This window comes from Amycolatopsis sp. NPDC051372 (genome assembly GCF_040682095.1).
Taxonomy (GTDB): Bacteria; Actinomycetota; Actinomycetes; order Mycobacteriales; family Pseudonocardiaceae; genus Amycolatopsis.
In genome coordinates, this window is record NZ_JBFBAF010000014.1 from 197,292 (window position 1) to 221,446 (window position 24,155).

The window sequence follows — 24,155 nt, forward strand, 5'->3', positions numbered from 1 at the left end:
GCTCGTGGTGAGACTAGCGGATTCGCCGAGCCTCACCACGAGCCCTGGCGTTGCCCCGCTGCCCGCGAGCGAACCACTGAGTGCGGCCTTCAGCTTCCTTCTCGACGCGATGCCGCTTCCCGAAGATCTTGCCCCTGTGCCACTCGACCGTGCGTCCGCTGAGGAACAGCTGCGCGGCGATTTCGGAATCGGTGCACCCTTCGGCCGCCGGCCGCGCGATGGTGGCTTCCCGGCCGCTCAGCCGTTCCGACGGCGACGCCGCGCGCGCTTCCACGACGGCGCCGGCAGCGACGAGTTCGCGGCGCGCGCGTTCGGCGAACCCGTCGGCGCGCACGCGCCGGAAGGTCTCCGGTGGATATCGGTGCACAGCCGCGCCTCGTCAGTGATCGCCACGACACGACCCCTGGCACCGCGACGTGTCGGCAACGGCCGGTTCAGCTGGTCGGACCCCACCTGCTGACGCGGATTCGCCGCACGTCGACTCCGACCTCGAGAAGCAGGTTGGTGGCTCCGTCGCAAAAGCCCGCCGAGCCGCACACATAGACCTCGCGGTCGGACTCGATGAGAGGGCGAACGTCCTCGGCCGTGAGGCGCCCTACGGGACGGGAACTGCCCGCGGGCGCTTCGCGGGTGTAGACGACCGTGGTCTCCGGACCGGGGATCTCGTCCGCGTAGTACAGATCGGCGGGCGATCGGACGGACACCACAAGCCGCATCAGGTCGGGGCCGTTCGCGCGTCGCGCAAGCCGCAACATGGACATGAGCGGGACGACACCCGAGCCCCCGGCGAGGCCCAGGATCGGCGTGACACCGTCCCACGAGAAGAACCTGCCGACCGGACCGCGGACCTCCAGGACATCCCCGACTTCGACGACGTTGTGCAGAAACCCCGATACCTCACCGTCGGGCAGCATCTCGACCGTGATCTCGATGTCGTCCCCACCGGGGGAGCTCGCCACGGAGTAATCGCGCTGGGCGTGGTAGCCGTCCGGCGCGGTCAGCCGGACGACGTAGAACTGGCCGGGCCGGTGTGTCCGCGGTTCGGTCAGCCGCAGCCGGAAGGTCTTCGCGTGGGAAGCCTCTGGACCGATGGCGGCCACGACCGCGGTCTGCCAGGAGGAAGCGGAGGCCATCAGTCCCCCTGGTACCGCTGCTCGAGCCACGGGTCACCGTGGTCGTGGTAGCCGTTTCGTTCCCAGAAGCCCTGCTCGTCCTCGGCCATGAACTTCAGTCCGGACACCCATTTGGCGCTCTTCCAGAAGTACAGGTGCGGCACGAGGAGCCGGGCCGGGCCACCGTGGATGTCGTCCAGCGGTGCGCCGTTGACGTCCCACACCACCCAGGCCCGGCCGTCGACGACGTCCTCGATCGGCAGATTGGTGGTGTACCCAGTGTGCGAGCGCGCCATCACGTACGCCGCGTCGTCGCGCACCCCGGTGATGTCGAGCAGGGTGTCGATGGAGACCCCGTCGAAGGTCATCCCGAACTTGGACCACGTCGTGACGCAGTGGATGGCGCCTTCGTAGCGATCCGGTTCGAGTGCGTGGATCTCGTCCCAGGTCCAGCTGGTCGGTGTGTCGACGAGGCCGTCGATCGTGAAGGTCCAGTTCGCGGTGTCGATCGACGGAGTCGCTTCCGCGTGCAGCACCGGCCACTCGTCACCCGCGTCGTATTGACCGGGTGGCAGCCGCGGGTCTCGGTTGGAGCGTTGCCGCCCGACGAAACCTCTCGTCGTTACCATGTCTGTCCACCTTTCTCATGCGTTCAGCGCCGGAGGAGCTCCGGCACTCATTCCGGGACGATGTGAATGGCCGCTTCTTCGGCGGACGCGGCGGCGCCGTCCACACCCACGTCGGAGGCGAAGAGGTAGGGATACACCTCGTCGGCGTCCGGGTCTTCGACCAGCCGGCCCGCGCGCGCCTCTCCGACCTGGTCGTCGTAGAGCTCCCCGTCCGTGTCGGACGCGTCCCCGAGCCCGTCACCCTCATCCGCGACGGGAAAGACGTCCGGCACTTCACGCCGGAGCCGGTTACCGAGCTCCTCGTGGCCCGCGGCCTCCCGTGCCGTGAGCCCCCAGTCGAAGACCGCGGAGGGCCGTTCCGGCGGCGTGTACCCCTCGTCCAGGACGTCCGACACACCACGATCCACGAGGCTGTCCTCGGGATCCAGAACACCGTCGTCCAGGTCGACACCACCGTCGTACTCGTCGGTGTCGTCGCTCATGGAGTTCTCCCATCCAATCGGCCGCGCGGTCACGCGATTCTCATTGATGTGGACTATATAGTCCATATTGGCGAATTGGCCGTCTTGCCCGTGTGGAATACCCGACATCGAGTGGCCACGTCAAGCACGGTGGTCAGGAGATGAAGTCGTTGGCCACGAGGTAGGCGCGGATGTTGCGCCGGGCGTCGAACATCGCCTTGTAGATGGCGTTGCGGTTGGTTTCCAGTTTTGCGGCGAGGGCATCCATCGGGATGTTGTCGATGGCCAGGGCGACGAAGACGCGGCGCTGGCGTTCGGTCAGTGCGTCCTCGATGGCATGGGCGAGGGCGGCTCGGAGTTCGATGGCCTGCACCTGATGGGGCGGTTCGTCACCGACGGCGGCGCGAGCGCGCTCGGCCTCGTCGTGGTCGAGGGACACCCGGTGGTCCCGCCAGAAGTGCCGGCCGACTTTCGTCGAGACCTCAAGGATGACGAATTTGAAGGCCCAGGTCTTGAACTGCGCGTCGCCGCGGAACTCACCGATCTTGCGGGTGATCCGCATGAGGGCGTCGGCCGCGGCCTGGTGGGCCAGGTCTTCGAGTTCGGGGCCGGTGAGCCGGAGGACCGGCGACCTGCGCGCGGTCTCCCTCCTGGCGATCTTGATGAGCATCGCGTGCAGCCGGCGACAGGCGTCTTCGAATTCCGGGCTGCCAGGACTCAACTCCCGGACCCAGACGGCGGACGCGGGGTCGAAGCTCCGCCCATCGACCAGGACTCGCTCGTCGATCTCCGAGGTGGTCACGTGAACCGGGGTTTCAGTCCGGTGTCAGCGGGGTATGTCGTCTGCACACGGGATACGGCCGGCGTCATGCCGCCCCACCCCCTCTCTCATGACCGTTATCAGCATCTGAAATCCCCTGCCACGCCGTCACCGTTGCTTGTCCGACAGCACCGAAACCGACTCGCACACCACGCACGGAGAGTCAGCAGACCGAGCCATGGCCTCGGTGCCCGAACGGCTTGGCGCGATGCCGTCAAGCCGGGCCGACGCCATGAGCGTTCGGCCAACTCGTGTTTCGAGGCGCGGCAAGGGCCGCTCCACCTACCCGCGAGCTGTCGGGACTGCCGCTACCTTCATAGCAAAACAGGACCATTAAGTCCAGAAGGTCTCCACCCCCGTGCCGAATGTCCATAAAGAACTGCGCGTTGGGCCTCACGCCGTTCGAAGCGACGACTGGCTGTCGGTGTCCCACCGGCGCGGGACACCGCGGACACGGCGCCGTCGAGCCTCGCGCTTCGTGAGGATGCCGGCGGCGGCGAGCGCGCGGACCACCGACGAACGGCCGGCGTTGAGCCGGAACCGGTACCGGGTTTCCGGGGTACGAGCCGTGTCGAGATGTCCCCGAAGGAGTCGCGTCGCCGCGGTGCCGAGCCCGGTGCAGTCGGTCAGGTCGACGGTGACGATGCCACGGCACAACGCGGTCGCGACGTCGAGCTCCGCGCAGAGCACCTCGACGGCCGATCGCTCGATCAGGCCGCCGGTGACGAAGAGGGTTATCGAGCCGTCGGACACCACGGTCCTCAGAAGCTCCTTCGGATGACGAACCGCGATCGCGCTCCCCGTCATCAGTGAAGGCTTCTCCACTACCGTTCCCTCCGGAACGCTGTGCTGGCTTGCGAACACGAGGTCCCCTCCCCTGTGGGTGATCACCTGTTGGCGGCAACCCCTGATCTCCCCCTTACCGCGGCCCCGGGATCACGTCCGGTGGAATGCCCCGCAGAGGCGCCCGGTCCCCCAGGCGGTTGTGGTCTCATGGCGGCCGGGCCCCGTGGGATTCAGCCGCGAAACAGGTCCGGATCCCCGCGCGTAGTGGCAGCCACTCTTTTGGGTCCACCCGCGGGGGTAAGACGCGGCCGATCGCTGCCTCGAACACTGCATGAGCTCACTGACCACGCCGACCATGGGCACGGGCGTGCTTGCGAAGCGTCTCGGGCAGGCCGCGGACAACGCAGATCAGCGGTACAAGCTCGCCAAGGGCCTGCGGCACCAGATGAACAAGGTCTTCCCGACCCATTGGTCCTACCTGATCGGCGAGGTCTCGCTGTACAGCTTCATCGTCGTGATCGCGACGGGCGTGTACCTGACGCTGTTCTTCGATCCCTCGATGCAGGAAGTCACCTACCACGGCAGCTTCACGAACCTGCAGGGCGTCGAGATGTCGCAGGCCTTCAAGACGACCCTGGACCTCTCGTTCGACGTGCGCGGCGGGCTGTTCGTGCGCCAGCTGCACCACTGGGGCGCACTGGTCTTCATCGCCGCGACACTCCTGCACATGCTGCGGATCTTCTTTACCGGTGCGTTCCGCAAGCCGCGTGAGGCCAACTGGGTCATCGGCGTGATCCTGCTGCTGGTCAGCATGTTCGAGGGGTTCTTCGGTTACTCGCTGCCGGACGACCTGCTTTCGGGTACGGGCGTCCGCGCGACCCTCTCGGGCATCGTGCTGTCGGTGCCGGTCATCGGCACCTGGATCCACTGGGCGCTGTTCGGCGGCGAATTCCCGGGCGACCAGATCATCCCGCGCCTGTACACCCTGCACATTCTCGTGCTACCCGGAATCCTGTTCGCCTTGATCGGCGTACACCTGGTGCTGGTGTGGTTCCAGAAGCACACGCAGTTCCCCGGCGTGCGAGCGAAGGAAGACAACGTCGTCGGCATCAGGATCGTGCCCGAGTTCGCGCTCCACGGTGGGTCGCTCGCCGTGACCGTCACGGGTGTGCTCGCGTTGATGGCGGGTCTTTTCCAGATCAATCCGGTGTGGAACTTCGGGCCGTACAACCCGTCGATGGTGTCGGCCGGTTCGCAGCCGGACTGGTACATGGCCTGGGCCGACGGGATGCTGCGCATCTGGCCCGCGTGGGAGGTGTACCTCGGGAACTACACGATCCCAGCGGTGTTCTTCTCCGGCGCGATGGGCATGGGGCTGCTGATCACCATGCTGACCCTCTACCCCTGGATCGAGAGCAAGCTGACGAAGGACAAGGTGCAGCACCACAACCTGCTTCAGCGGCCGCGCGACGCACCGGTGCGCACCGCGCTGGGCATGATGGCACTCGGGTTCTTCCTGGTCATCGAGCTGTCGGGCTTCAACGACATCATCGCCGACCAGTTCGACATCTCGCTGAACGCCACCACGTGGGCCGGCCGCATCGGCGTGCTGATCGTGCCGCCGATCGCCTACTACATCACCTACCGGATCTGCCTGGGTCTGCAGCGGGCCGACCGCGAGGTGCTGGAGCACGGCGTGGAGACCGGCATCATCAAGCGCCTGCCGACCGGCGGGTTCATCGAGGTCCACCAGCCCCTGGCCGGGATGGACAGCCACGGCCATGCGGTGCCGCTCGAGTACCAGGGCGCGCCGGTGCCGAAGAAGATGAACAAGCTCGGCGCCGCGGGGCGCGCCGTCCCGGGCTCGCTCTGGACGCCGGACCCGCCCGAAGAGACCGCCGCCCTGGATCGAGCCACCGAACAGGGGGAAACGAGGTGACCGAAGACGAGGACAACGGCCGGCTTCGCGCCCTCACCGAGGCCGGCGTGTCGATCTGGCTGGACGAGCTCTCCCGCGACATCCTGGAGAACGGCGAATTCGAGCGCCTGGTGCGAAGCAGTTCAGTGGTGGGCGTCACCACGAACCCGACGATCTTCGCCCACGCCATCGCCCGGAGCAGTCGCTACGCCCCACAGCTGAAACGCCTGGCCGGCAACGGAATCGACGTAACGGAGGCCGTCCGGGCGGTGACGATCTGGGACGTTCAGCAAGCGGCGGACGTACTCCGTCCGATCTGGGAGAAGACCGACGGCGTTGACGGCAGGGCGTCACTCGAGGTGAGTCCCGAGCTCGCCGGCGACACCGACGCGACCGTCGCGGACGCGATCCAGCTGTGGGAGCTCGTCGACCGGCCCAACCTCATGGTGAAGATCCCCGCCACACGGGCGGGCGTGCGAGCTGTTTCCGGTGCGCTGGCGGCGGGCGTCAACGTGAATGTCACTCTGGTCTTCTCACCGCGGCGGTGTGCCGAGGTCGGTGAGGCGTTCGTCGACGGGCTCGAGCGAGCTCGTGACAACGGCCACGACCTCTCGACTATCCACTCGGTCTCTTCGCTGTTCGTGTCCAGGGTGGATACCGAAGTAGACAGACGGCTCGACGTCATGGGCGTCCCCGAAATGCGCGGCCGGGCCGCCCTGGCCAACGCGCGGCTCGCTCATGAAGCCGTGGCTGCGGTGTGGGAATCCCCGCGGTGGCAAAGCCTTGCCGCCGACGGAGCCCGCCCCCAGCGGTTGCTGTGGGCTTCGACCGGTGTCAAGGATCCGTCCTTTCCCGACACCAAGTACGTGACCGGCCTCGTCACGCACGGCACCGTGTCCACGATGCCGCCCTCGACCCTCTCGGCGTTCGCCGATCACGGCGAGCTTGCCGGGGACCGAGTCGTGGGGCTCGGCAAGGAAGCGACGGCCGACCTCGATGCCGTCGCCGCCGCCGGCATCGATCTCGATGACGTGTACGACACGCTCGAGCGAGAGGGCGTCGCCAAGTTCGCGGCCAGCTGGCGAGCCCTCCACGCGTCGGCAAGTGCGTTCCTCGGCTGAGGGCCCGCCGTCCTCGCTCACACCACGGTTGTCTCGAAGGGAATCTCATGCCTCGATCGCTGGAGTCGCTCAGCCCGGCCGATGGTGAGCAGGTGGCCGACAAGAACCTGGTGGCCGCACTGACTGCCGGACGGATCGTTTACGACGACGGCGCCGAACAGGTCTTCGACCACGATGGCGCGACCACGTACACCGACCGCGGCCACCCGACACGCGGAGAGTGGTACATCGACGCCGACGGCCGTTTCGCCTCGTTCTGGCCGCCCACCTACCGTGCCTCGTACGACCTTCGCTGGGTTGTCGAGGCCGGCTCGATCGTCGGCCTGAGCTTCACGCATCGCGGAGACGGTTCACAGTTCACCGGGCGATACGCCTGACCGGCCGACCCTCATGGTCTCAACCGCCGAGCACCAGCGCGCGGAAAGCAACCCAAGTTTGCCGTCTGCGCGCCGGTGTCCGTTGTGCTGCCCGTTGCCCCGCACACCACAACCTGCGGGTGTCGCCCACACGGGATTGCCACGGGTGCATTCCGGGTGGCGCATGTAGTTCGCTTCAGTCCTCGACAAAGAGAGGTGTGCGCAATGGTGAAAGCCGTCATCGGGGGAACCGTGATCGCCGAGGCCGAACGGAACGACCTGATCTCCCTCGAAGGAAACCTCTACTTCCCCCCTGCGGCGATCCGGCAGGGAAGCCTTCAACCGAGCGCGACTCACTACACGTGTCCGTGGAAGGGCGCGGCCCGCTACTACGACGTCATCACCGACGGATCGCAGACCCACGACGCGGCTTGGTGCTACCCCCACCCACACCCGTCCGCGATCGAGCGCGTCGGTACGGATTTCTCCGGCTACCTGGCGTTCGACCCGCGAGAGGCGGACATCCTTGACTGATCCGCTCCTCGCCGCGATCCGTCTTCGAAACACCTTGCTGCATCTGGACAACCTGACCGATTGGCAGGCCACCGCGACCTGCCGAGGGGAAGATCCCGACGTGTTCTTCCCCTCGCCCGCCGCTACGGCGCAAATCCGGCACGCCAAGGCCATCTGCGCAGCGTGCCCGGTCCGGATGGAATGCCTGTACCTCGCCCTCCGCAACGGGCTCGACCACGGCATCTTCGGCGGGTTCACCGAACAAGAACGCAAGAGTCTCCTCCGGCGCACTGCCGCCGACACAGCGAACATGTCCCTGGCGGCCCGAGCCACTTCCCCGTGCGTCGCCGGCCGTCGGAGGCGACCGCCCCGCCATCCCTGAACTCGAGTCACGGACCCGGTCAGCCGGCAGGGATGTTGCGGTTCAGCCGGCTCGGGTCCGCCGACTCCGAAGCCGAACACCGCGAACGGCACGCCCCTCGCGGAGACGGCGTCGGCAACGGCAGGCATGGGGGCCGGCAGGCGCTCGGCCTCCGGCGCGAGGCCGAGCCGGGCCGCCTCGTCGATGACCTCTTGCCAGACCACGCCGGCACCGACGCAGGCCCTGCGACCCCGCACGTCAAGGGAGATGCCCCTCATTCGTCGCGTGGTGACGAGGACGCCGCCGCGAGCGGAGGAGACCATCTGGTGGCCCGAGTTCTTCACCGCGACCGGCAAGCCACGGGACGCGGCAAACCGCACGGACTACTCTCGTATTCGGCCGATCGACAGAATCGACGTGCGGCGGCGGAACGCGAGTACGGCCAGCAGGACGGTGGCCGCGGCGGCAACCAAGTGCAGCGTCACGGAGGCTTCGAAGACTCGTGCCAAGACGGGTACGCCCGAACGCAGCGCGACCCGGATATTGCCTGGCCCACCGAGCACGAAATGCCACAGGACACCCAGGATGAGCGCGCCGGCGGCCGAGACCATCACGAGGCCCGCCCCGTCTCGCGCGGCAACCCGGAGGTGGCGCGCGATACCGATCGAGGTGCCGATGATGCCGAACAAGACCAGGAACAACGGCTCCACGAGAGGCACGCCTCTGGCGAGCAACCCCAGCAGTACGAAGTCCACCAGCACGAGCGCCGCCTGCACGGTGGCCGCGGCCACCATGGCCCGGTCGACTCTCGCGACCAGCCGTGGCAGGCGAAGCACCGCTTTGCCGTTGACTGCGTCAGTCACAGGTTCCTCCTCCAGGAGTCCGGACGGTGAGGGATCGATACGGTCGAAACAACCTTTGCCGCCCGCGGCTATCGGGACAGCGGGTGCGGCGAACGGGCGACCAGAGGGTGCCGGTCGCAGGGGGTGTGGTTGCGGAAAACCGCGGCGGCAATCGCGCCTGCGGCAAACAGCGCCGTCGCGCAGATCACGCAAGCCAGGCGATAGCCGGGCTGGAACGCCTCGGATTGCACGTACGAAGCGCCGGTGAGTCCGACGAGCGGCGGAAGTGCCGCGATCCACAGCAAGGCGCCACCGCGCGCGACAGCGTTGTTGACCGCGGACGCGACGCCGACGTGGCCACCTGGTAGCGACGACAGCGCGACAGACGTCAGAGGTGCCACCATCGCGGCGGTACCGAGCCCGAACACGCACTCGAGCGGGATCACCCAACTCCAGTAACCCGTGTCGGGCTTGATCTGCAAGGCCATCAGCGCCGCGACGCCGCACAACACGGGACCGACGGCCAGTTGCCAACCGGGCCCGACCCGCGCGGCGAGTCTGCCGCTGGAGGGAGACAGCGCGAGGCTGATGATCGTGATCGGCAGAAGAGTGCTGCCGGCTTCGGCCGGGCTGTATCCGGCGACAGTCTCCAGGGCGATCGTGAAGATCAGGGAGAACACGCCGAACGCGCCGTAGACGATGAACGTGATCACGTTGATCGAGACGAACGACCTGGACTTCCTCAGCAGCGCCGGCAGCATCGGTGAGGTCGTTCGCCGTTCGTAGCGCACGAACCCGATTCCCGCCGCGACAGCCACGAGCGCGCTCGCCAGTGCCCCCGGCCCGCCCGGGTTCGCCGGTATCGCGGTCAACGCGTAGGTCGCCGCGGCGAGGGTCACGAGGGCCAGCGCCGAGCCACCCCAGTCCATGCCGGACGACTCGTCGTCGCGCGTCTCCGGAATGTGGCGCACGGTCACCACCAGCACGATGACCGCCACGGGCACGTTGATCAGGAAGATCCACCGCCACGAACCCAGCGACAGCAGCCAGCCGCCGACGAACGGCGCGAGAACTCCCGCGATCCCGGCGAACCCGGACCAGGTTCCGATCGCTCGCGGCCGATCACCAGGTGCGATCGTCGACTGCAGGATGGCCATGCTCGCCGGTGCCATCAACGCTCCACCGATGCCTTGCAGGATTCGCACACCGATGAGCGTGCCCACGTCGGGGACGGCCGCGCACAGGACCGAGGCGAACGTGAACCCGGCCACGCCGACGAGGAAGATCCGCTTGCGGCCGTACCGGTCTCCGAGCCCACCCGCCAGCAGGATGAGCGAGGCGAGGCTGAGGGTGTATCCGGTCACGGTCCACTGAAGGGACGCGAAGCTCGCACCCAAGTCCCGGCCGATGTCGGGAAGAGCGACGGTCACCACGCTCGAGTCGATACCCGCGATGCTCGCGCCGAGGACCGTCGCGACCAGGATCCGTCGACCCTGCGCAGACCGAACCGGAAAACCCACCGGTGGCGGTAGAGCGACGTCCGAACCGCCCACGGTGAGTACCCTCCCTGTACTGACAGCCAGAATTTTCCGAACCCGTTCACCCGGCGCCTTTTCCGGAAGAGATCCCGCTTACGGCTTGGCCGCCAGTCGGTCGAGATCACCGACTTCGTGTGCCGTCAGGGCGATGTCGACCGCAGACACGTTCTCGTTCAGGTGCTGGATGCTCAGCGTGCCGGGAGTGGGGAGGATCGCGGGTGAGCGGTTCAACAGCCAGGCCAGAGCGAGCTGCGCCGGCGAGACATCACGCCGTCGCGCCATCTCCGCCAACGGACCGTCCTCACTGGCCAGCGTGCCGGTCGCCAGCGGAAGCCACGGGACGAACCCGATGTTCGCCGCTTCCGCGTAGTTCAGCAACGGTTCGGCCGCGCGATCGATGAGGTTGTACTCAGCTTGGACGGTGGCGATCTCCGCGAACTTCCTCGCTTCTTCCAGCTCGGCAAGCGTCACCTCCGCCAGCCCGATCTGTCCGATCTTTCCTTCACGCTGCATTTCCGTGAGAAGCCCGAGTTGATCGGCAATGGGAGCTTGCGGACTGAAGCCGTGCAGCTGGAACAACGGAACGCGATCGAGCTTCAGGTACCACAGTCGAGTCTCGATCTGCTTGCGAAGGAACGAGGGCCGCGGCACCGGTTCCCACTGCCCGCTCGGCGACCGAAGAAGTCCGCCTTTGATCATCAGCAGCAAGTCTTCGGGGAACGGGCTGAGTGCCCGCACAATGAGTTCTTCGTAGTCGAAGGGTCCCGACGATTCGGCGATGTCGATGAGATTCACCCCGAGATCGACCGCTTCTCGGAGCACCCGTGCTGCTTCAGTGGCGTCCTTCGGATGACTCCAGACACCGGACTCACTTATCTGAGCGGTCCCGAGACCGAGCCGGGTGATCGCGTGTCCTCCGATCGTGAAGGTGCCGCATCGATCAGGAAGGGTTCCAGGCATGATCTCGTCTCTTTCGCTGTCTTGTGGATTTGCGCCGGCATGAATCGGTCAGATGTCAGTGAGTTCACCCGGCTGCTCTCCTTCCGGCGATGCCACCCCCGCCGGCACGTCGAGGTCGTAACGGCGCAACCGGAACACGTCGAGCCTCGTGTCGTAGTACTTCTCGGTTTGGCCGACCCACTCCATCCCCATCCGCCGCGCGGCGGCCGCGGCGCGTTGGTTCGCCGGGCGCGACACAGCGAAGATCTCGTCCGTGCCGGCATCGAAGGCATAGTGAGCGATCGCGTCACCGACTTCACCGGCATAACCGTTCCCCCACCAGCCACGAGCGATCTGGACACCGATCTCGAAATCGATGTCGTCGGGCGGCAAGGGCAGCAACGAGACCGCCCCCACGACGCGTCCGCTCGCGAGATCGGTGACCTTCCAGCGACCGACCGGGGGCTCGGTTTCCAGGCCGTCGGCGACCCAACCGGCAACCAGCTCCTGCATGGCAGAGATGTCCGCAACTCGATCCATGGCCGGCGCCAGCCACCGGGCAACCTCTCCGTCGCCGAAGATGCCCAGAGCCGCTTCGACGTCGGGCATCGTCCACGGAGCAAGCTCCAGCCGCGTGGTCCGGATCAGTTCACCGTCGATGTCGATCGAATGCGACCCCGGAATCAACTCTGCACTCCTCTTCCTCAGCGATTTCCCCGATTCCGGGGCAGTTCGAGCTTCCGTTGATCAGCGTTCGCGCGGCGCGCGATCCGGCACGGTCGCCCGGCCGGGGAAGCGGTCGTCGACAAGCTCTTTGTATTCGGGGTGGTCGGCAATGTAGTCGGCCACGAAGGTGCAATAATTCGTGAGCTTCAGACCTCGGGCTCGCAGATCGTCCAAAGCGTGTTTCACCAGCCCCGTCGCGATACCTTGACCACGATGGCCAGGATCGACGATCGTGTGGCTGAACGTCACGCGCCGGTCACCGTGCGGGGCGTGGTAGACGATCATGCCGACAACCTGCCCGTCGACCACGGCCTCGTACGATCCGCCGTCGACGTTGCGCTGTACATCCATCTCGGAACTCACTTCATTTCTCTTGATGTTTTTCTCGAGCAGCACGGTCTGCGCCCTCAGCGCATGAAGACCGTTTCGGCAGCGTCAGACCGGGACGCCGCCGGTTGAGGTGCGACGCGCGGGGGTGTCACGACACGTGACGAGGGAGCGTGGACGGCGTCAAGGCGTGACTGAACGGCACGGTCAGGCGCCAGGTGGAGTCTGCGAGTGGCGAACGCGGAACGTCGAACGTCGTGCTCCACACACTCTCGGCAGTGCCCCCGTCGGAGAAGGTCAACGTCAGCTTGTACGACTGCGCGTCGGCTCCACTGTGGTGCGTGCCGCTACCGCGGCCCGCGAGGTGAAGGACGTCCGGCATCGAACTCAGCAGGATGGCGTTGATGCGGAGCTCGCGACCCTGTCCCGCCGGGTATTCCGCCGCACGGCCGGCAGCGCCCTCCCCAGGCCCGTGGGTCGTGGCGAGCATGACTTCGAGCTCGCCCAGCACGTGTGCACTGATCGAGAGCTCCAACCGCAACAGGCCGTCGGACTCGTGGTCGCGGGATGGGCTGCCGTCACCTGTGATGGTGGCGGAGGACAGCCTCAGCGGAAGGCCGGCAACCGGCGACCCCGACATGAAGCCCAGCTGCTCACTCACCGTAGCTGTACCTTTCGCATTCTTACGACGAAGTCCGCGCGTTCGGCAGCGTTGCGCACCCGACGCAGCTCCGTACTCCGGTGCGCTCATCATGCACCAAAGAGAACTATATAGTCCAGTCAGGGAGGGGGAGCAAGCTTCAGGCTCGCAGCCTTTGTCCAGGCCGGCGCGCGTCGGAACCCGTCCGGCGCGTGTCACCCGGAGGTCGAGATGCCGTAGGGAACTGCACAAATCGAAACCGGTTTCTCGCTGTTCACCCGACCGACATCTCAACGACGACAGTGATCGTGTTGTCGATCACGGGGGGCGATCAAGCCCAGCACGGAACCGGACAGTCCACTTCTGGCGAGGTGAACTTCACCGGACGCTCACGGCGCGAACCGCCGCGGCCGAGGCACCGGGTCAGGAGCTCGGCCGCACAGCCGATCGGAGCGCCTGGTAGCTGACTCGGCCTCGGTACGCACGTCCGTCGATGAACAACGTCGGCGTGCCTCGGACAGCCAACTCGGCACCGGAGGTGTAGTCGGCCACGACGGCGGGACGGAACCGCTGCGCGACCTCACCGGTGACGTCGCCGGCGCCGATGCGAGCCGCGTATGCCCGCAGGTGGACATCCGTCAGCTCGCTCTGGTGGGTCAGCAGCAAGTCGTGCATCTCCCAGAACAGCTCACCCGACGCTTCGGCGGCGAGAGCCGCAGTGAGTGCGTACGGGTGGAGCGTGAAGATCGGAAAATGACGGAACACCAGGCGGATCGTGCCGGCCGAGCTGTCGATCAACCTGCGCAGCTCGGGTGCCGCCGCAGCACAGTACGGGCACTCGAAGTCCCCGTATTCCACCACCGTCACCGAAGCCGATGGATCGCCGTACACGTGCCGGTCCAGATTGAACTCACTACGCGTCGCCACCCGCGATCCCTCCGTCACAGAACGGTCCACTCCGGACAGTGGCACCGCGAACCGTGGATGTCTCCAGGCCAACGCCCGATCTGATGGACGGTACACAACCGGATCGACCGCACGTCAGGCATACTCGGGCCGTGAAGGCCGACTCGAGCCGATTCAACGACGGGCTCCTCCCCCACCTGCCGTCGACGACCCGTCACGTGAGCATGCCACTGCCGTACGTGACCGCCGGCTTCCGAAGGTTCCTGTTCACCGAAGCCGGCAGCGCTGTCCTGCTCCTCGCCGCCACGGTGGCCGCGCTGGTGTGGGCGAACGTGGCGGGCGCGAACTACGACGCGTTCTGGGGACTTCACGCAGGCGTGGAAGCCGGCGGCGCGCACTTCTCATTGGACCTTCGTGACTGGGTGAACGACGTCGCCATGGTCGTGTTCTTCACCGTGGTGGGGCTGGAGATCAGCCGCGAGGTGTCCGTCGGCGAGCTGCACGACGTGCGCTCGATCGTCGTCCCCGCCTGCGGTGCGCTCGGCGGCCTGGCGCTGCCCGCGGTCCTCTACTTCGTGTTCAACAGTTCCGGCGCGGCCGCAGCCGGCTGGGGCATTCCGATGTCGAGTGACACCGCCTTCCTGATCGGCGTGCTGGCCTTGTTCGGTCCCCGCTGCCCTGATCAATTGCGGCTCTTCTTGCTCACCCTCGCGATCGGCGACGACATCGGCGCGATCACGGTGATGGCAGTGTTCTACACACACCACGTGTCCGTGGCGGCGCTCGTTGTCGCGGCGGTGCTGATCCTGGCGCTGCTCGGCCTGCGAGCGCTGGGAGTGTGGCGGTTGGCGCCTTACCTCGTCGTCGGCGCCGGGCTGTGGGCGGCCGTGGACGCGTCCGGGGTTCACCCGACCCTTGCCGGTGTGCTCATCGGCTTGATCGTGCCGGCCGGCGAGGTCGACAGTCACGCCCGCGAGCGACTCCGCCTCTATGGGCGCGCTGTGATCGAGCGCGCGGACACCGTGCGCGTGCGACTCGCCACCACCGCGATGAAGGCGACACTGTCGGCGAACGAGCGACTGCAGGCAATTCTGCACCCGATGAGCGCCTTCGTGATCATCCCCGCCTTCGGCCTGGCGAACGCCGGCGTGCGGCTCGACGGCAGCGCGCTGCGGGCCGCGTCGTCCTCCACGGTGACCCTCGGTGTCGCGGTCGGCCTGATCGCGGGCAACACCTTGGGCATCTCGCTCGCCGCCGGAATCGCGCTGCGGACCGGAATCGGCACTCTGCCCGGCCGCGTCCGCTACAGCCACCTCATCGGCGGAGCCATGCTGGCCGGCATCGGTTTCACCATCGCGTTGTTCATCACCGATCTCGCGTTCGCCGACCCCGGCCTCCAGCAGCAGGCCAAGGTGGGGGTTCTCGCAGGATCACTCTGTTCGGCCGTCCTCGGGTCCATTGTGTTGCGATTCCTCGGCGAACGGCTCCCCCTGTGCTCCTTCGACGAGCGGTTCTCACTCCCGGAGCTACCCGAAGGCCCGTGGCGGGACCCGAGCTTGGCCTGAAACGAAGGCACACTCCGGTGCCGTTGACCCCCAGCTTGTTGGACTGCATAGTCCATCTAGACTGTGTTCCCGAAAGCCGGCGGCCCGGCCTTCCCGGCAACGAACCTGGAGTGCGGTTGATCGACGACTTGTGTGCGGTCGTGGACGAGTTGACGTCCGACCCGTCGAACGCGTGGGCACGCGACCTCGGCTACCGTCCCGTGTGGGCCGGGTCGCCGGCCTCGCGGATCGCGATCATCGGCCAGGCGCCGGGCCGACGCGCCCAGGAGAGCGGTATCCCGTGGGACGACGCCAGCGGCGTCCGGCTGCGTTCGTGGCTCGGCGTCCGCGACGAGGAGTTCTACGACCCCTCGCTGTTCGCCATCGTGCCGATGGATTTCTACTTCCCGGGCAAGGGCAAGACGGGTGACTTGCCGCCGCGCAAAGAATTCGCGCCACGGTGGCATCCGCAGATCTTGTCGAGGATGCCGGACGTCACTCTCCGGGTGCTCATCGGCGCGCACGCCCAGCGGTACTACCTCAAGGGCCGATCCAAGATTAACCTCACCCAGACCGTGCAGTCCTACTGCGACTACCTCCCCGCCGAGTTCCCGCTGGTGCACCCGTCCCCATTGAACTACCGGTGGCATGTGAAAAACGCCTGGTTCACCGCCGAGGTCGTCCCCGAGCTGGCGCGCCGGGTGTCGATCGCGCTCGGACGCGGATAACGGTGACGCGGTGGCCGGCCTGGGCTCGCCCGGCCGAGTCGCATCGCGTGAGACCTCCGCGCACGCAGGTACGATAATCTGTCGCGGTGGTGGAACCGGAGAGCACAGGCAAGCCCGTCCGGCTGACGGCGCGCGGTGAAGCGACCCGGGCCCGGATCCTGCACGCTGCGGTGGACCTGATGACAGTCAAAGGGGTGGCCGCCACCACGCTCGACGATGTCCGCGCGGCGAGCGGCACCAGCAAGTCACAGCTCTACCACCACTACGCCGACAAGGACGCGCTCGTCCAGGACGTGATCGAATACCAGGCGGAAGACCTGCTGGCCTCGCAGGGGGAACAGCTGCGCCGGCTGAACTCGATCCGCGGGCTCGAGCGCTGGCGTGACGCGATCCTCCAGCGGAACGCTCTTCGCAACGGGGCTTACGGATGCCAGCTCGGCTCTCTCGCGAGCGAGCTTTCGGACCAGAACGAGCGGGCACGCTCCGCGCTGGCCGGCCACTTCGAAACCTGGCTCGGCCTGATCGCGGACGGTCTGCGGCGGATGCGCGACACAGGCAAACTGCGCCGCGACGCCGATCCCGAACGGCTCGCCATCGGCTTGATGGGCGCCCTCGAAGGCGGGTACCTGCTCGCGCAGACGGGGCACGACATCAAGCCGATGCGCATCGCGCTCGACATGGCCATCGACTACATCCGCACCTTCCAGGCGTGAGTCGCGGGTAGCGGAAGACCACAGTGGACCGCTTCACCGGGCGCGGCTATTGCTCGCCCGAGTTGTCCTTGTCGTGGCTGCCCCGCATTGTCGCGTCGACGAGTTTCTGCGACGGCGCGGCCTGGTGGCGCGACTTGCCGAAGAAGCCGATCTCACCTTCGGTGTGCATGCGCTCGATCATGTGCGGGTAGTGCAGCTCGAAGGCCGGGCGCTCGGACCGGATCCGGGGCAGTTCGGTGAAGTTGTGCCGCGGCGGCGGGCAGGACGTGGCCCATTCGAGGGAGTTGCCGTAGCCCCATGGGTCGTCGACGGTGACGATCTCGCCGTAGCGGTAGCTCTTGAACACGTTCCAGATGAACGGCAGCGTGGACGCACCGAGGATGTACGCGCCGATCGTGGAGATCGTGTTCAGCGTGGTGAACCCGTCGGAGCTCAGGTAGTCGGCGTAGCGGCGGGGCATGCCTTCGGCGCCGAGCCAGTGCTGGACCAGGAACGTGCCGTGGAAGCCGATGAACGTGGTCCAGAAGTGCCACTTGCCCAGCTTCTCGTCCATCATCCGGCCCGTGATCTTCGGGAACCAGAAGTAGATGCCGGCGAAGGTCGCGAAGGCGATCGTGCCGTAGAGCACGTAGTGGAAGTGCGCCACCACGAAGTAGCTGTCCGACACGTGGAAGTCGATGGCCGGCGCGGCCAGCAGGATGCCGGTCAGGCCGCCGAGGAGAAACGTGACGATGAAGCCCATCGAGAAGATCATCGGCGTCTCGAAGGACAGCTGGCCCTTCCACATCGTGCCGATCCAGTTGAAGAACTTCACCCCGGTCGGGACCGCGATCAGGAAGGTCATGAAGCTGAAGAACGGCAGCAGCACGGCGCCGGTGGCATAGAGGTGGTGCGCCCACACGGAGACACTGAGCGCCGCGATGGCCAGGGTCGCGAAGATCAGCCCCTTGTAACCGTAGAGAGGCTTGCGGCTGAAGACCGGGAAGATCTCCGACACGATCCCGAAGAACGGCAGCGCGATGATGTACACCTCGGGGTGACCGAAGAACCAGAACAGGTGTTGCCAGAGGATCACCCCCCCGTTGGCCGGGTCGAAGACGTGCGCGCCCAACCGACGATCTGCCTCCAGGCCGAAGAGCGCGGCCGTGAGGATCGGGAAGGCGATGAGGATCAGGATGCTGGTGACGAGGATATTCCAGGTGAAGATGGGCATCCGGTACATCGTCATGCCCGGCGCGCGCAGGCAGACCACGGTGGTGATCATGTTGACCGCACCGAGGATCGTGCCCAGACCGGACACGATCAGGCCGCAGATCCACATGTCCGTGCCGGGGCCTGGAGTGTGGACGGCCTCCGACAGCGGTGTATACGCGGTCCAGCCGAACTCGGCCGCACCTCCCGGCGTCAGGAAGCCGGAGACGACGATCAGGCTGCCGAAGAGGTAGAGCCAGTACGAGAACGCGTTGAGCCGCGGGAACGCGACGTCGGGCGAACCGATCTGCAGCGGCAGCACGAAGTTCGCGAACCCGAACAGCACGGGGGTCGCATACATCAGCAGCATGATCGTGCCGTGCATGGTGAAGAGCTGGTTGTACTGCTCCTGCGAGAGGAACTGGAGCCCGGGCCGGGCCAGCTCCGTGCGAATCAGCATGGCCATCGCACCGCCGGCCATGAAGAAGGCGAACGCCGTGACCAGGTACATCACGCCGATCTGCTTGTGGTCCGTCGTCCGCATCAGCCGAAGAAGCGCCGTGCCCTTCGGGGAAACGCGTGCGGGATACGGCCGCGTCGCGATCGACGTGGGCGCGATCGTCCTCATTGGTTTCCTCCGGCTGAATGCTGCACTGGCTGGTTTTTCGATCCCGGGCCGGGGCCGGGCACCGTTCGACGGCACCCGTCCCGCCGGATCTCCCCGGGAGAACTCACCTTTGACGAAATCCGGGCAGTCCGTGAGCCCCGGCTCCGCTCAGGCGGACCTGCTTCGTCTCCGGGGTCACCACGACCTCGGCGAGACCTTACGTGGACTATATAGTCCTAATCAAGTCTGCGAGGCGATTCTCGCAGCCCAGGTTTCTCAGCGGTTGGGCGCGGCCTCGATCAGAGGACGTCCTTCAGGTCGGACAGCAGAGCCGCCTTCGGCTTCGCGCCGACGATCTGCTTCACCGGCTTGCCACCCTGGAACAGGATCAGGGTCGGGATGGACATCACCTGGTAGTCACGCGCCGTGTTCGGGTTCTCGTCGATGTCGAGCTTCGCGACGGTCAGCTTCTCGCCGTTCTCGGCCGCGATCTCCTCGAGTACCGGGGCGACCATCTTACAAGGCCCGCACCAGGTCGCCCAGAAGTCGACGAGGACCGGCTTCTCGCTGGTCAGGACGTCGTCCACGAACGACTTGTCGGTCACCTTGACGGTGTTGTTGCCCATGGTTTCTCCTTCGGGTGGTCGGTATCGAAAAGTCAGTGGGTGCCGGCGCCGAGAGCGGTTCCGAGACGTTTCGTTGTCGCGGTCCCGTGCCGATCAGCCGATCAAGTTCGACGACTGCTTGTTGTTGAACCGTGCGACGCGCGCCCTGTTTCCACAACCCTGCGAGCACCACCTTCGCCGTCCGTGGCCGGACAGGTAGTAGTTCGCGCAGCCCGGTGCGAGGCAGGCCCGCAGGCGCTTCCGCTCTTCGCCGCCGAAAAGGCGTACGGCGTGGAGCGCCACGAGCGAACTCACCGCGATGCCGCCGGGCAGGTCGCCCTGGAGCGCGATCGTCGGTACGCCCGCACCGGGCCACACCAGGGCTGACGACGCAGCCGCATGGGCCGCGGTGTTGTTGAGCAGGTCCACCGCGGCCTGGTGGCCAGGCAAGTCGGACACCACCCCGGCCGGTCGCTCGTCCGCTGTTGCGTCGGAAGCGAGCCGTCTCAGCGCATCGCGGAGCCGGCGCAGGTCGAATGCCGTCTCCTTCACGCTCAACGGGCTTGCGCAAGGCAGCCAGTGGTCGAGCGACCTCGGACGTTGCTCAAGACGCGGAACGATCTCACGAATCCACTCGAGTGCACCGTCCGCGGTGGTGAGCACGTCGTCGGTACCCTTGCCGCTCCCCCACACGGTGTTCATCAGGTCGATCGGCGGTTCCTGGCCGGCGACCCGATCGCGGCGCGTCACAGCGCCCCGCGCAACGCTGTGGTCGGAGTGTTCGGAGTGTTCGAGAACAGCTGTGAGGTCTCCACGTTCCACCGCGACAGCAGTGGGATTTGCCGGAGACCCGCTGCACTCGCTGCGAGCAGAGCCTTGCCGGCGGAGTGCAGTCGCGTGTTCGATTCCGCCATACACCTCTCCTCTGCGCTGGTCTTCTTGTCGGCGTCAGCCGATGGCCGGCTCTTACCGCCGGCCGACGCCGACACACCGGGCAGCGAGTGTCAGGAACCGCGCCGCGTCCGCGGCGAGCACGGCGGAGGCAAGGACGATCAAACCCGCCGTGAGGAACACCGCCTGCAGGGTTGTCGATGAAACGAGGATCGCGTCGACACCGGATCCCACCGCCAGGGCTATCTGAAGGTTCGTCACATTCACCGCCGACGCGGCCTCCGGGGTTTCCGGGGCCGCGTCGAGTATCCAGACCAGCGTTCCCGGGTTCACAATTCCCCAGAACAAGCCCCACAGCCCGAACAACCGGCCGGCCAGGGCAAGGTGCCCGCGTTCGCCAGCGCGATGAGCAGTGCGGCCACGACCGTCGCCGCCCCGTTGAAGACCTGATAATGATCGGGTCCGGCTTCGTTTTTGGCCTGCTGGAGGCATTCCTCGATCCGCCATCGGGGGCCGGCGATCCAGGCCAGGTCCAGCAGCGTGACGCGGCGGGGTCCGTAGCAGACTTAGTAGGCGATCTCGGTCGAGTCGGTGACTTTGCGGCGGGCGAGCAGCCGGTGCCCGCCCAGGTTGCCAGCCGATCCGGATCGGCACTCGCGCCCAGGCGTACTCGCGGGGCCCGCGCGCACCGGCCCCGACCGACGACCGCCCGCCACGCCCGGGCGGGCAGACCCGCGATCAGCTCGTTGGCTCGGGCTTGGCGACCACCGGTGGTGGCCAAGATGTCGTTGACCTTGGTGGCCAGTACGTGCGCGGCATCGTGGGCTTTAGCTCCGACCGCAGGTACTTGACCTGCCCGGAGGCCTCATCGGCGGTGATCCAGGCGAACGGCACCTTCGCCTCGAAGGCCCGTGCCGGCATCGCCAGGGCTTGGCGCGGCTTGGTCTCGAACTCGGCGCCCTCCGGGATCCCGCGCGCCGGCATCGGTCCTGGTCAGCGATCCACGGCTCGGGCAGATTCAGCTCGCGGTCGATCAGCGCATGCCCGTCGGCACTGCCATAAGCCAGGAACGTCCCGATCTGACAGTTCTCGATCCGCCCGGCAGTCCTCGCACATCGTCGCGGACCCCGTCGACGTCCCAGTCCGCCCAGCGCAGCAGGCGCTGCATCCCGTCCGGCGACACCCCGCCGGCCTGCTCGGCCGGCGTCCAACCGTTCTTCCGCTCCAGGCCTGCCACCAGCCCGGACACATACTCCCGCACACGCGCACGCGGCTCCGACCGCCTGAACCGGCCCGCAATCCACGCATGCACCCGATCCAGCCACAACACCACCAGCTGCCGTTGCAGTACTAGCCTCGTTGTGGGGATTGACCATCGGGCACGGACTCCAGCGGCGCACCGGTGGTCTCGGGTCCGAACACCGCGACGATCGCGCCGGCGCCGACCCAGCACACTGCGACCGCGACGAACACTGCGGTGTAGCCCCAGGCGGTGTAGATGGCGGGGATGAGCATCGGCCCGACCACATTGGCCAGCCGGCCTGCGCCGTAGGACATCCCGCAGCCGAAAGCGCGCGCGTGCATCGGGAACACCTCGGGGGTGTAGGTGTAGATCAACGCCACGAAGGTCTGGCTGAGCAAGGACACCAGCAGGCCGAACACGATGATCCCGGCCGGGCCCGAGCTGAATCCGTAGGCGATTCCGAACGCCGCGATCACGGTCGAGGTGGCCGCCATCGTCCATTTTCGAGAGAACCGGTCGGAGATCGCGCGGGCCAGCAGCGCGCCGGGAACCGCGCCGATGGTGGTGATCGCGGAGAACGTCAACGAGGTGGTCAGCGACAAGCCGTGCTCGGCCAGCAGCGCCGGAACCCACGCGGCGAAGGCATAGAACCCCAGCATCGCCAAGATCCAGGTCGCGAGCATCACCGCTGTGCGGCGACGCAGCCGCCGCCCCGCCAGCGCGGCGAGGGCCTCGAGACTCGTGTCGCGACGCTTGGCGGTGTTCTCGGCCAGGGTGAGGTGCGGATCCCCCAGCTTCGTCATGACCTCGCGTGCTTCGGCGGTGCGACCGGTGTAGAGCAGCCAACGCGGCGATTCGGGCAGCCGTGCCAGCGCCGGCACCGCCAGCAGACCCAAACCGCCGACGACGAACACGATGCGCCAGCCGTCGGCACCGAGCGGAACCACGCCACGGGCCAGGAAAGCGATGGCCGGAATGCCGGCCAGGCCGACGGCCAGCGTCGTGGACTGGGCCCGGCCCCGGTGGGCCGCGGGCATCGTCTCGCTGAGGAAGCTGATCGCGCACACCGTCATCGCCGACAGCCCCACCCCGGTGCAGAAGCGCAGTCCGGCCATGACCCACACGCCCGTCCCCGCGGCGGTCAGGAGGGAGAACACCGAGAACAGAGCGGTAGCCCAGGTGAGCGTGCGGCGGCGGCCGATCCGGTCACTGACCCGGCCGGCGAGCACCGCGCCGCAGAACATTCCGAGAAACCCCGCCGAGGTCACCATGGCGACATCGTCCAGGCTGTACCCGGCGAATCTCTTCAACGCGGGAGCCGCGTAAGAGAACGTGTTCAAGTCCGCGAATTCGAAAAACAAGACGGCCGCGACCGTCCAAACGATTCTTTTGTGCACGCGGGTCATTGCGGGACGGGCGGCCACCGGCGATTCCGTTGGCGACTGCGGCAAAGGATCACGCATGAATTTCTCCGACGTCGTTGTCTTCGATGGGGAGGGTGGTTCGAGTCACATTGCCGGAATGGAGCACCGGAAACAAGTCCTGCACGGAAATCCACAAAGGAATACGCCGATGCGATTCCGTATCTCGCCGAGCGGCGGCTTCCCGCGGATGTGTTCTGCTCGTCGGAAAGCGTACGGCTGAGCCGCACCAGGGCTACCGGGGGAGGAATCGCCCGGTAGCGGGACGCAGCAGCGCCGCCAGTTCGTCGTCGATCGACACTCCCGGCGCGAGTTCTCGCACGGCGAAGTGATCACCGCGGACGTCGAGAACGCCGATGTCCGCGATGACCGTCGTGACGCAGCCGCGTGCGGTCAGCGGGAGGCCGCATCGGCGGACGAGTTTCAAGTTGCCGTCGCGGGTGCGGTGGGTCATCACCGCGAGCACCTTCCCGGCTCCACTGGCGAGATCCATCGCACCGCCGATGCCCTTGACGACCGAGCCGCCGTCGGTCCAGTTCGCCAGGTCGCCCGCCACCGAGACTTGCATGGCCCCGAGCACCGCGACGTCGATGTGCCCGCCACGGATCATGGCGAAGGAAGTGGCCGAGTCGAAGAACGAGGCACCGTTCACCGTGGTCACGGTTTCCTTCCCGGCGTTGATCAGATCGGGGTCTTCTCGCCCCGGGGCCGGGTGGCCGCCCAAGCCCAGGATTCCGTTCTCGGAGTGCAGCACGATCGGCCGGTCCCGGACGTGGTCGGCGATCAGCGTCGGGATGCCGATGCCCAGGTTGACGTGCTGGCCGTCGCGCAGCTCGGCAGCGGCGCGGGCGGCGATCTGCTCACGGGACCACGTCATGACGCGCGTTTCCCTTCCTCGGCGACTCGCGGATGCGCGACGCGCAGCCGTTCGATCGGTTTGTGCATCCGCGCGCCGACGGGCAGCACCCTGGAAACGAACACGCCGGGCAGATGAACGTCGTCGGCACCGATCGTGCCCGCGTCCACCACCCGCACCACCTCGACGACGGCGACCCGGGCGACGCCGGCGAAGCGCTTTTCCAGGAAGCACGCCTTGCCCTCGTGCACAGTGAGCGGGCGTTCGGGCGGGCTCACCGACACCGTCGTGGACGGGGTCACCGGCCGGCTCGTGCGCCCGCGCCGCGCGAACGAGCTCGCGTCGCGGCTGCGATTGCTCG

The 24,155-nt window shown here is 67.0% G+C and carries 28 protein-coding genes and 2 pseudogenes; 8 read left to right on the forward strand and 22 right to left on the reverse strand.

The features are described from left to right. Positions 1-13 precede the first annotated feature (13 nt). The 6 genes from AB0M56_RS22555 to AB0M56_RS22580 form a co-directional block, all read right to left on the reverse strand. Complete coding sequence (locus tag AB0M56_RS22555; RefSeq protein ID WP_364179229.1) at positions 14-334, reverse strand: helix-turn-helix transcriptional regulator; 321 nt, start codon at positions 332-334, stop codon at positions 14-16. 100 nt (positions 335-434) lie between these two features. Next, the gene (locus AB0M56_RS22560; protein ID WP_364179230.1) at positions 435-1,133 is read right to left on the reverse strand and encodes an FAD-binding oxidoreductase; all 699 of its coding nucleotides are present in this window, start codon (positions 1,131-1,133) and stop codon (positions 435-437) included. Further along, positions 1,133-1,741, reverse strand: a complete 609-nt coding sequence (locus AB0M56_RS22565; RefSeq protein ID WP_364179231.1) for a sulfite oxidase-like oxidoreductase — start codon at positions 1,739-1,741, stop codon at positions 1,133-1,135. Before AB0M56_RS22565 ends, AB0M56_RS22560 begins: the two co-directional genes overlap by 1 nt. 47 nt (positions 1,742-1,788) lie before the next feature. Beyond that, the gene (locus tag AB0M56_RS22570) at positions 1,789-2,223 is read right to left on the reverse strand and encodes a DUF5709 domain-containing protein (RefSeq protein ID WP_364179232.1); all 435 of its coding nucleotides are present in this window, start codon (positions 2,221-2,223) and stop codon (positions 1,789-1,791) included. Positions 2,224-2,356: 133 nt separating this feature from the next. Beyond that, on the reverse strand, positions 2,357-3,004 hold the full coding sequence (locus AB0M56_RS22575; RefSeq protein WP_364179234.1) for a sigma-70 family RNA polymerase sigma factor: 648 nt from the start codon (positions 3,002-3,004) through the stop codon (positions 2,357-2,359). A gap of 411 nt (positions 3,005-3,415) precedes the next feature. Beyond that, the gene (locus tag AB0M56_RS22580) at positions 3,416-3,829 is read right to left on the reverse strand and encodes a hypothetical protein (protein ID WP_364179236.1); all 414 of its coding nucleotides are present in this window, start codon (positions 3,827-3,829) and stop codon (positions 3,416-3,418) included. Positions 3,830-4,139: 310 nt separating this feature from the next. Here AB0M56_RS22580 and AB0M56_RS22585 point away from each other — a divergent pair, with 310 nt between their 5' ends. The 5 genes from AB0M56_RS22585 to AB0M56_RS22605 all read left to right on the forward strand — a co-directional run bounded on the left by AB0M56_RS22585 (position 4,140) and on the right by AB0M56_RS22605 (position 8,098). After that, positions 4,140-5,747 (forward strand): cytochrome bc complex cytochrome b subunit, encoded by a 1,608-nt coding sequence (locus AB0M56_RS22585; protein WP_364179237.1) that lies wholly within the window; start codon positions 4,140-4,142, stop codon positions 5,745-5,747. Next, positions 5,744-6,847 (forward strand): transaldolase, encoded by a 1,104-nt coding sequence (tal, locus tag AB0M56_RS22590; RefSeq protein WP_364179238.1) that lies wholly within the window; start codon positions 5,744-5,746, stop codon positions 6,845-6,847. The genes AB0M56_RS22585 and tal overlap by 4 nt, the downstream gene beginning before the upstream one ends. A gap of 47 nt (positions 6,848-6,894) precedes the next feature. Beyond that, positions 6,895-7,224: a hypothetical protein gene (locus AB0M56_RS22595; protein ID WP_364179240.1), complete on the forward strand. Its 330-nt coding sequence runs from the start codon at positions 6,895-6,897 to the stop codon at positions 7,222-7,224. A 204-nt stretch (positions 7,225-7,428) separates the two neighbouring features. Beyond that, positions 7,429-7,737 carry a DUF427 domain-containing protein gene (locus AB0M56_RS22600; protein WP_364179242.1) on the forward strand — a complete coding sequence of 103 codons (309 nt, stop codon included), beginning with the start codon at positions 7,429-7,431 and terminating at the stop codon, positions 7,735-7,737. Then, a complete protein-coding gene (locus tag AB0M56_RS22605) occupies positions 7,730-8,098 on the forward strand; it encodes a WhiB family transcriptional regulator (RefSeq protein ID WP_364179244.1) in 369 nt (122 codons plus the stop codon). The genes AB0M56_RS22600 and AB0M56_RS22605 overlap by 8 nt, the downstream gene beginning before the upstream one ends. Positions 8,099-8,262: 164 nt before the next feature. On the opposite strand, the pseudogene AB0M56_RS22610 reads toward AB0M56_RS22605, so the two are convergent. The 8 genes and pseudogenes from AB0M56_RS22610 to AB0M56_RS22645 form a co-directional block, all read right to left on the reverse strand. Further along, positions 8,263-8,457, reverse strand: a pseudogene (locus tag AB0M56_RS22610) (FAD-binding protein); the annotation flags it as partial. Positions 8,458-8,460: 3 nt separating this feature from the next. Further along, on the reverse strand, positions 8,461-8,940 hold the full coding sequence (locus tag AB0M56_RS22615; protein WP_364179246.1) for a hypothetical protein: 480 nt from the start codon (positions 8,938-8,940) through the stop codon (positions 8,461-8,463). Positions 8,941-9,008: 68 nt separating this feature from the next. Beyond that, a complete protein-coding gene (locus AB0M56_RS22620) occupies positions 9,009-10,439 on the reverse strand; it encodes an MFS transporter (protein ID WP_364179248.1) in 1,431 nt (476 codons plus the stop codon). 111 nt (positions 10,440-10,550) lie between these two features. Next, positions 10,551-11,417 (reverse strand): aldo/keto reductase, encoded by an 867-nt coding sequence (locus AB0M56_RS22625; protein WP_364179250.1) that lies wholly within the window; start codon positions 11,415-11,417, stop codon positions 10,551-10,553. 48 nt (positions 11,418-11,465) lie between these two features. Further along, on the reverse strand, positions 11,466-12,083 hold the full coding sequence (locus AB0M56_RS22630) for a GNAT family N-acetyltransferase (protein WP_364179251.1): 618 nt from the start codon (positions 12,081-12,083) through the stop codon (positions 11,466-11,468). A 60-nt stretch (positions 12,084-12,143) separates the two neighbouring features. Continuing rightward, a complete protein-coding gene (locus AB0M56_RS22635; RefSeq protein ID WP_364179253.1) occupies positions 12,144-12,518 on the reverse strand; it encodes a GNAT family N-acetyltransferase in 375 nt (124 codons plus the stop codon). Positions 12,519-12,600: 82 nt separating this feature from the next. Beyond that, entirely contained in the window at positions 12,601-13,110 is a 510-nt protein-coding gene (locus AB0M56_RS22640) for a hypothetical protein (RefSeq protein ID WP_364179254.1), read from the reverse strand. A 402-nt stretch (positions 13,111-13,512) separates the two neighbouring features. Then, on the reverse strand, positions 13,513-14,016 hold the full coding sequence (locus AB0M56_RS22645) for a thioredoxin domain-containing protein (protein WP_364179256.1): 504 nt from the start codon (positions 14,014-14,016) through the stop codon (positions 13,513-13,515). A 131-nt stretch (positions 14,017-14,147) separates the two neighbouring features. Between AB0M56_RS22645 and nhaA the strand changes: the two genes are divergently transcribed. From nhaA to AB0M56_RS22660, 3 genes are all read left to right on the forward strand, one after another. Next, a complete protein-coding gene (gene nhaA / locus AB0M56_RS22650) occupies positions 14,148-15,560 on the forward strand; it encodes a Na+/H+ antiporter NhaA (protein ID WP_364179258.1) in 1,413 nt (470 codons plus the stop codon). A gap of 116 nt (positions 15,561-15,676) precedes the next feature. Further along, on the forward strand, positions 15,677-16,267 hold the full coding sequence (locus AB0M56_RS22655) for a uracil-DNA glycosylase family protein (RefSeq protein WP_364179260.1): 591 nt from the start codon (positions 15,677-15,679) through the stop codon (positions 16,265-16,267). Positions 16,268-16,356: 89 nt separating this feature from the next. After that, on the forward strand, positions 16,357-16,980 hold the full coding sequence (locus AB0M56_RS22660; protein ID WP_364179292.1) for a TetR/AcrR family transcriptional regulator: 624 nt from the start codon (positions 16,357-16,359) through the stop codon (positions 16,978-16,980). A gap of 46 nt (positions 16,981-17,026) precedes the next feature. Here the strand turns inward: AB0M56_RS22660 and ctaD are convergent, their stop codons facing one another. The 8 genes and pseudogenes from ctaD to AB0M56_RS22700 form a co-directional block, all read right to left on the reverse strand. Beyond that, a complete protein-coding gene (ctaD, locus tag AB0M56_RS22665; protein WP_364179261.1) occupies positions 17,027-18,799 on the reverse strand; it encodes a cytochrome c oxidase subunit I in 1,773 nt (590 codons plus the stop codon). A gap of 278 nt (positions 18,800-19,077) precedes the next feature. Continuing rightward, positions 19,078-19,404, reverse strand: a complete 327-nt coding sequence (trxA, locus tag AB0M56_RS22670; protein ID WP_220240252.1) for a thioredoxin — start codon at positions 19,402-19,404, stop codon at positions 19,078-19,080. Between the two features lie 93 nt (positions 19,405-19,497). Next, positions 19,498-20,133 carry a CGNR zinc finger domain-containing protein gene (locus AB0M56_RS22675; protein ID WP_364179262.1) on the reverse strand — a complete coding sequence of 212 codons (636 nt, stop codon included), beginning with the start codon at positions 20,131-20,133 and terminating at the stop codon, positions 19,498-19,500. 216 nt (positions 20,134-20,349) lie between these two features. Continuing rightward, positions 20,350-20,607, reverse strand: coding sequence for a hypothetical protein (locus AB0M56_RS22680; RefSeq protein ID WP_364179264.1), 258 nt, complete (start codon positions 20,605-20,607; stop codon positions 20,350-20,352). A 110-nt stretch (positions 20,608-20,717) separates the two neighbouring features. Next, positions 20,718-21,622: pseudogene (locus AB0M56_RS22685) on the reverse strand (transposase); the annotation flags it as partial. 2 nt (positions 21,623-21,624) lie between these two features. Continuing rightward, entirely contained in the window at positions 21,625-22,980 is a 1,356-nt protein-coding gene (locus AB0M56_RS22690; RefSeq protein ID WP_364179266.1) for an MFS transporter, read from the reverse strand. Positions 22,981-23,173: 193 nt separating this feature from the next. Continuing rightward, positions 23,174-23,815, reverse strand: a complete 642-nt coding sequence (locus AB0M56_RS22695) for a 3-oxoacid CoA-transferase subunit B (protein ID WP_364179268.1) — start codon at positions 23,813-23,815, stop codon at positions 23,174-23,176. Next, positions 23,812-24,045: a hypothetical protein gene (locus AB0M56_RS22700; protein ID WP_364179270.1), complete on the reverse strand. Its 234-nt coding sequence runs from the start codon at positions 24,043-24,045 to the stop codon at positions 23,812-23,814. The genes AB0M56_RS22695 and AB0M56_RS22700 overlap by 4 nt, the downstream gene beginning before the upstream one ends. Positions 24,046-24,155 lie beyond the last annotated feature (110 nt).

What these genes read in the sequence shown, in the direction of transcription:
- AB0M56_RS22560 (WP_364179230.1), bottom strand. Translation starts at nt 1,133, where the DNA reads ATGGCCTCCGCTTCCTCCTGGCAGACCGCGGTCGTGGCCGCCATCGGT.
- AB0M56_RS22565 (WP_364179231.1), bottom strand. Translation starts at nt 1,741, where the DNA reads ATGGTAACGACGAGAGGTTTCGTCGGGCGGCAACGCTCCAACCGAGAC.
- AB0M56_RS22570 (WP_364179232.1), bottom strand. Translation starts at nt 2,223, where the DNA reads ATGAGCGACGACACCGACGAGTACGACGGTGGTGTCGACCTGGACGAC.
- AB0M56_RS22580 (WP_364179236.1), bottom strand. Translation starts at nt 3,829, where the DNA reads ATGACGGGGAGCGCGATCGCGGTTCGTCATCCGAAGGAGCTTCTGAGG.
- AB0M56_RS22585 (WP_364179237.1), top strand. Translation starts at nt 4,140, where the DNA reads ATGAGCTCACTGACCACGCCGACCATGGGCACGGGCGTGCTTGCGAAG.
- AB0M56_RS22595 (WP_364179240.1), top strand. Translation starts at nt 6,895, where the DNA reads ATGCCTCGATCGCTGGAGTCGCTCAGCCCGGCCGATGGTGAGCAGGTG.
- AB0M56_RS22600 (WP_364179242.1), top strand. Translation starts at nt 7,429, where the DNA reads ATGGTGAAAGCCGTCATCGGGGGAACCGTGATCGCCGAGGCCGAACGG.
- AB0M56_RS22625 (WP_364179250.1), bottom strand. Translation starts at nt 11,417, where the DNA reads ATGCCTGGAACCCTTCCTGATCGATGCGGCACCTTCACGATCGGAGGA.
- ctaD (WP_364179261.1), bottom strand. Translation starts at nt 18,799, where the DNA reads ATGAGGACGATCGCGCCCACGTCGATCGCGACGCGGCCGTATCCCGCA.
- trxA (WP_220240252.1), bottom strand. Translation starts at nt 19,404, where the DNA reads ATGGGCAACAACACCGTCAAGGTGACCGACAAGTCGTTCGTGGACGAC.
- AB0M56_RS22690 (WP_364179266.1), bottom strand. Translation starts at nt 22,980, where the DNA reads ATGCGTGATCCTTTGCCGCAGTCGCCAACGGAATCGCCGGTGGCCGCC.
- AB0M56_RS22695 (WP_364179268.1), bottom strand. Translation starts at nt 23,815, where the DNA reads ATGACGTGGTCCCGTGAGCAGATCGCCGCCCGCGCCGCTGCCGAGCTG.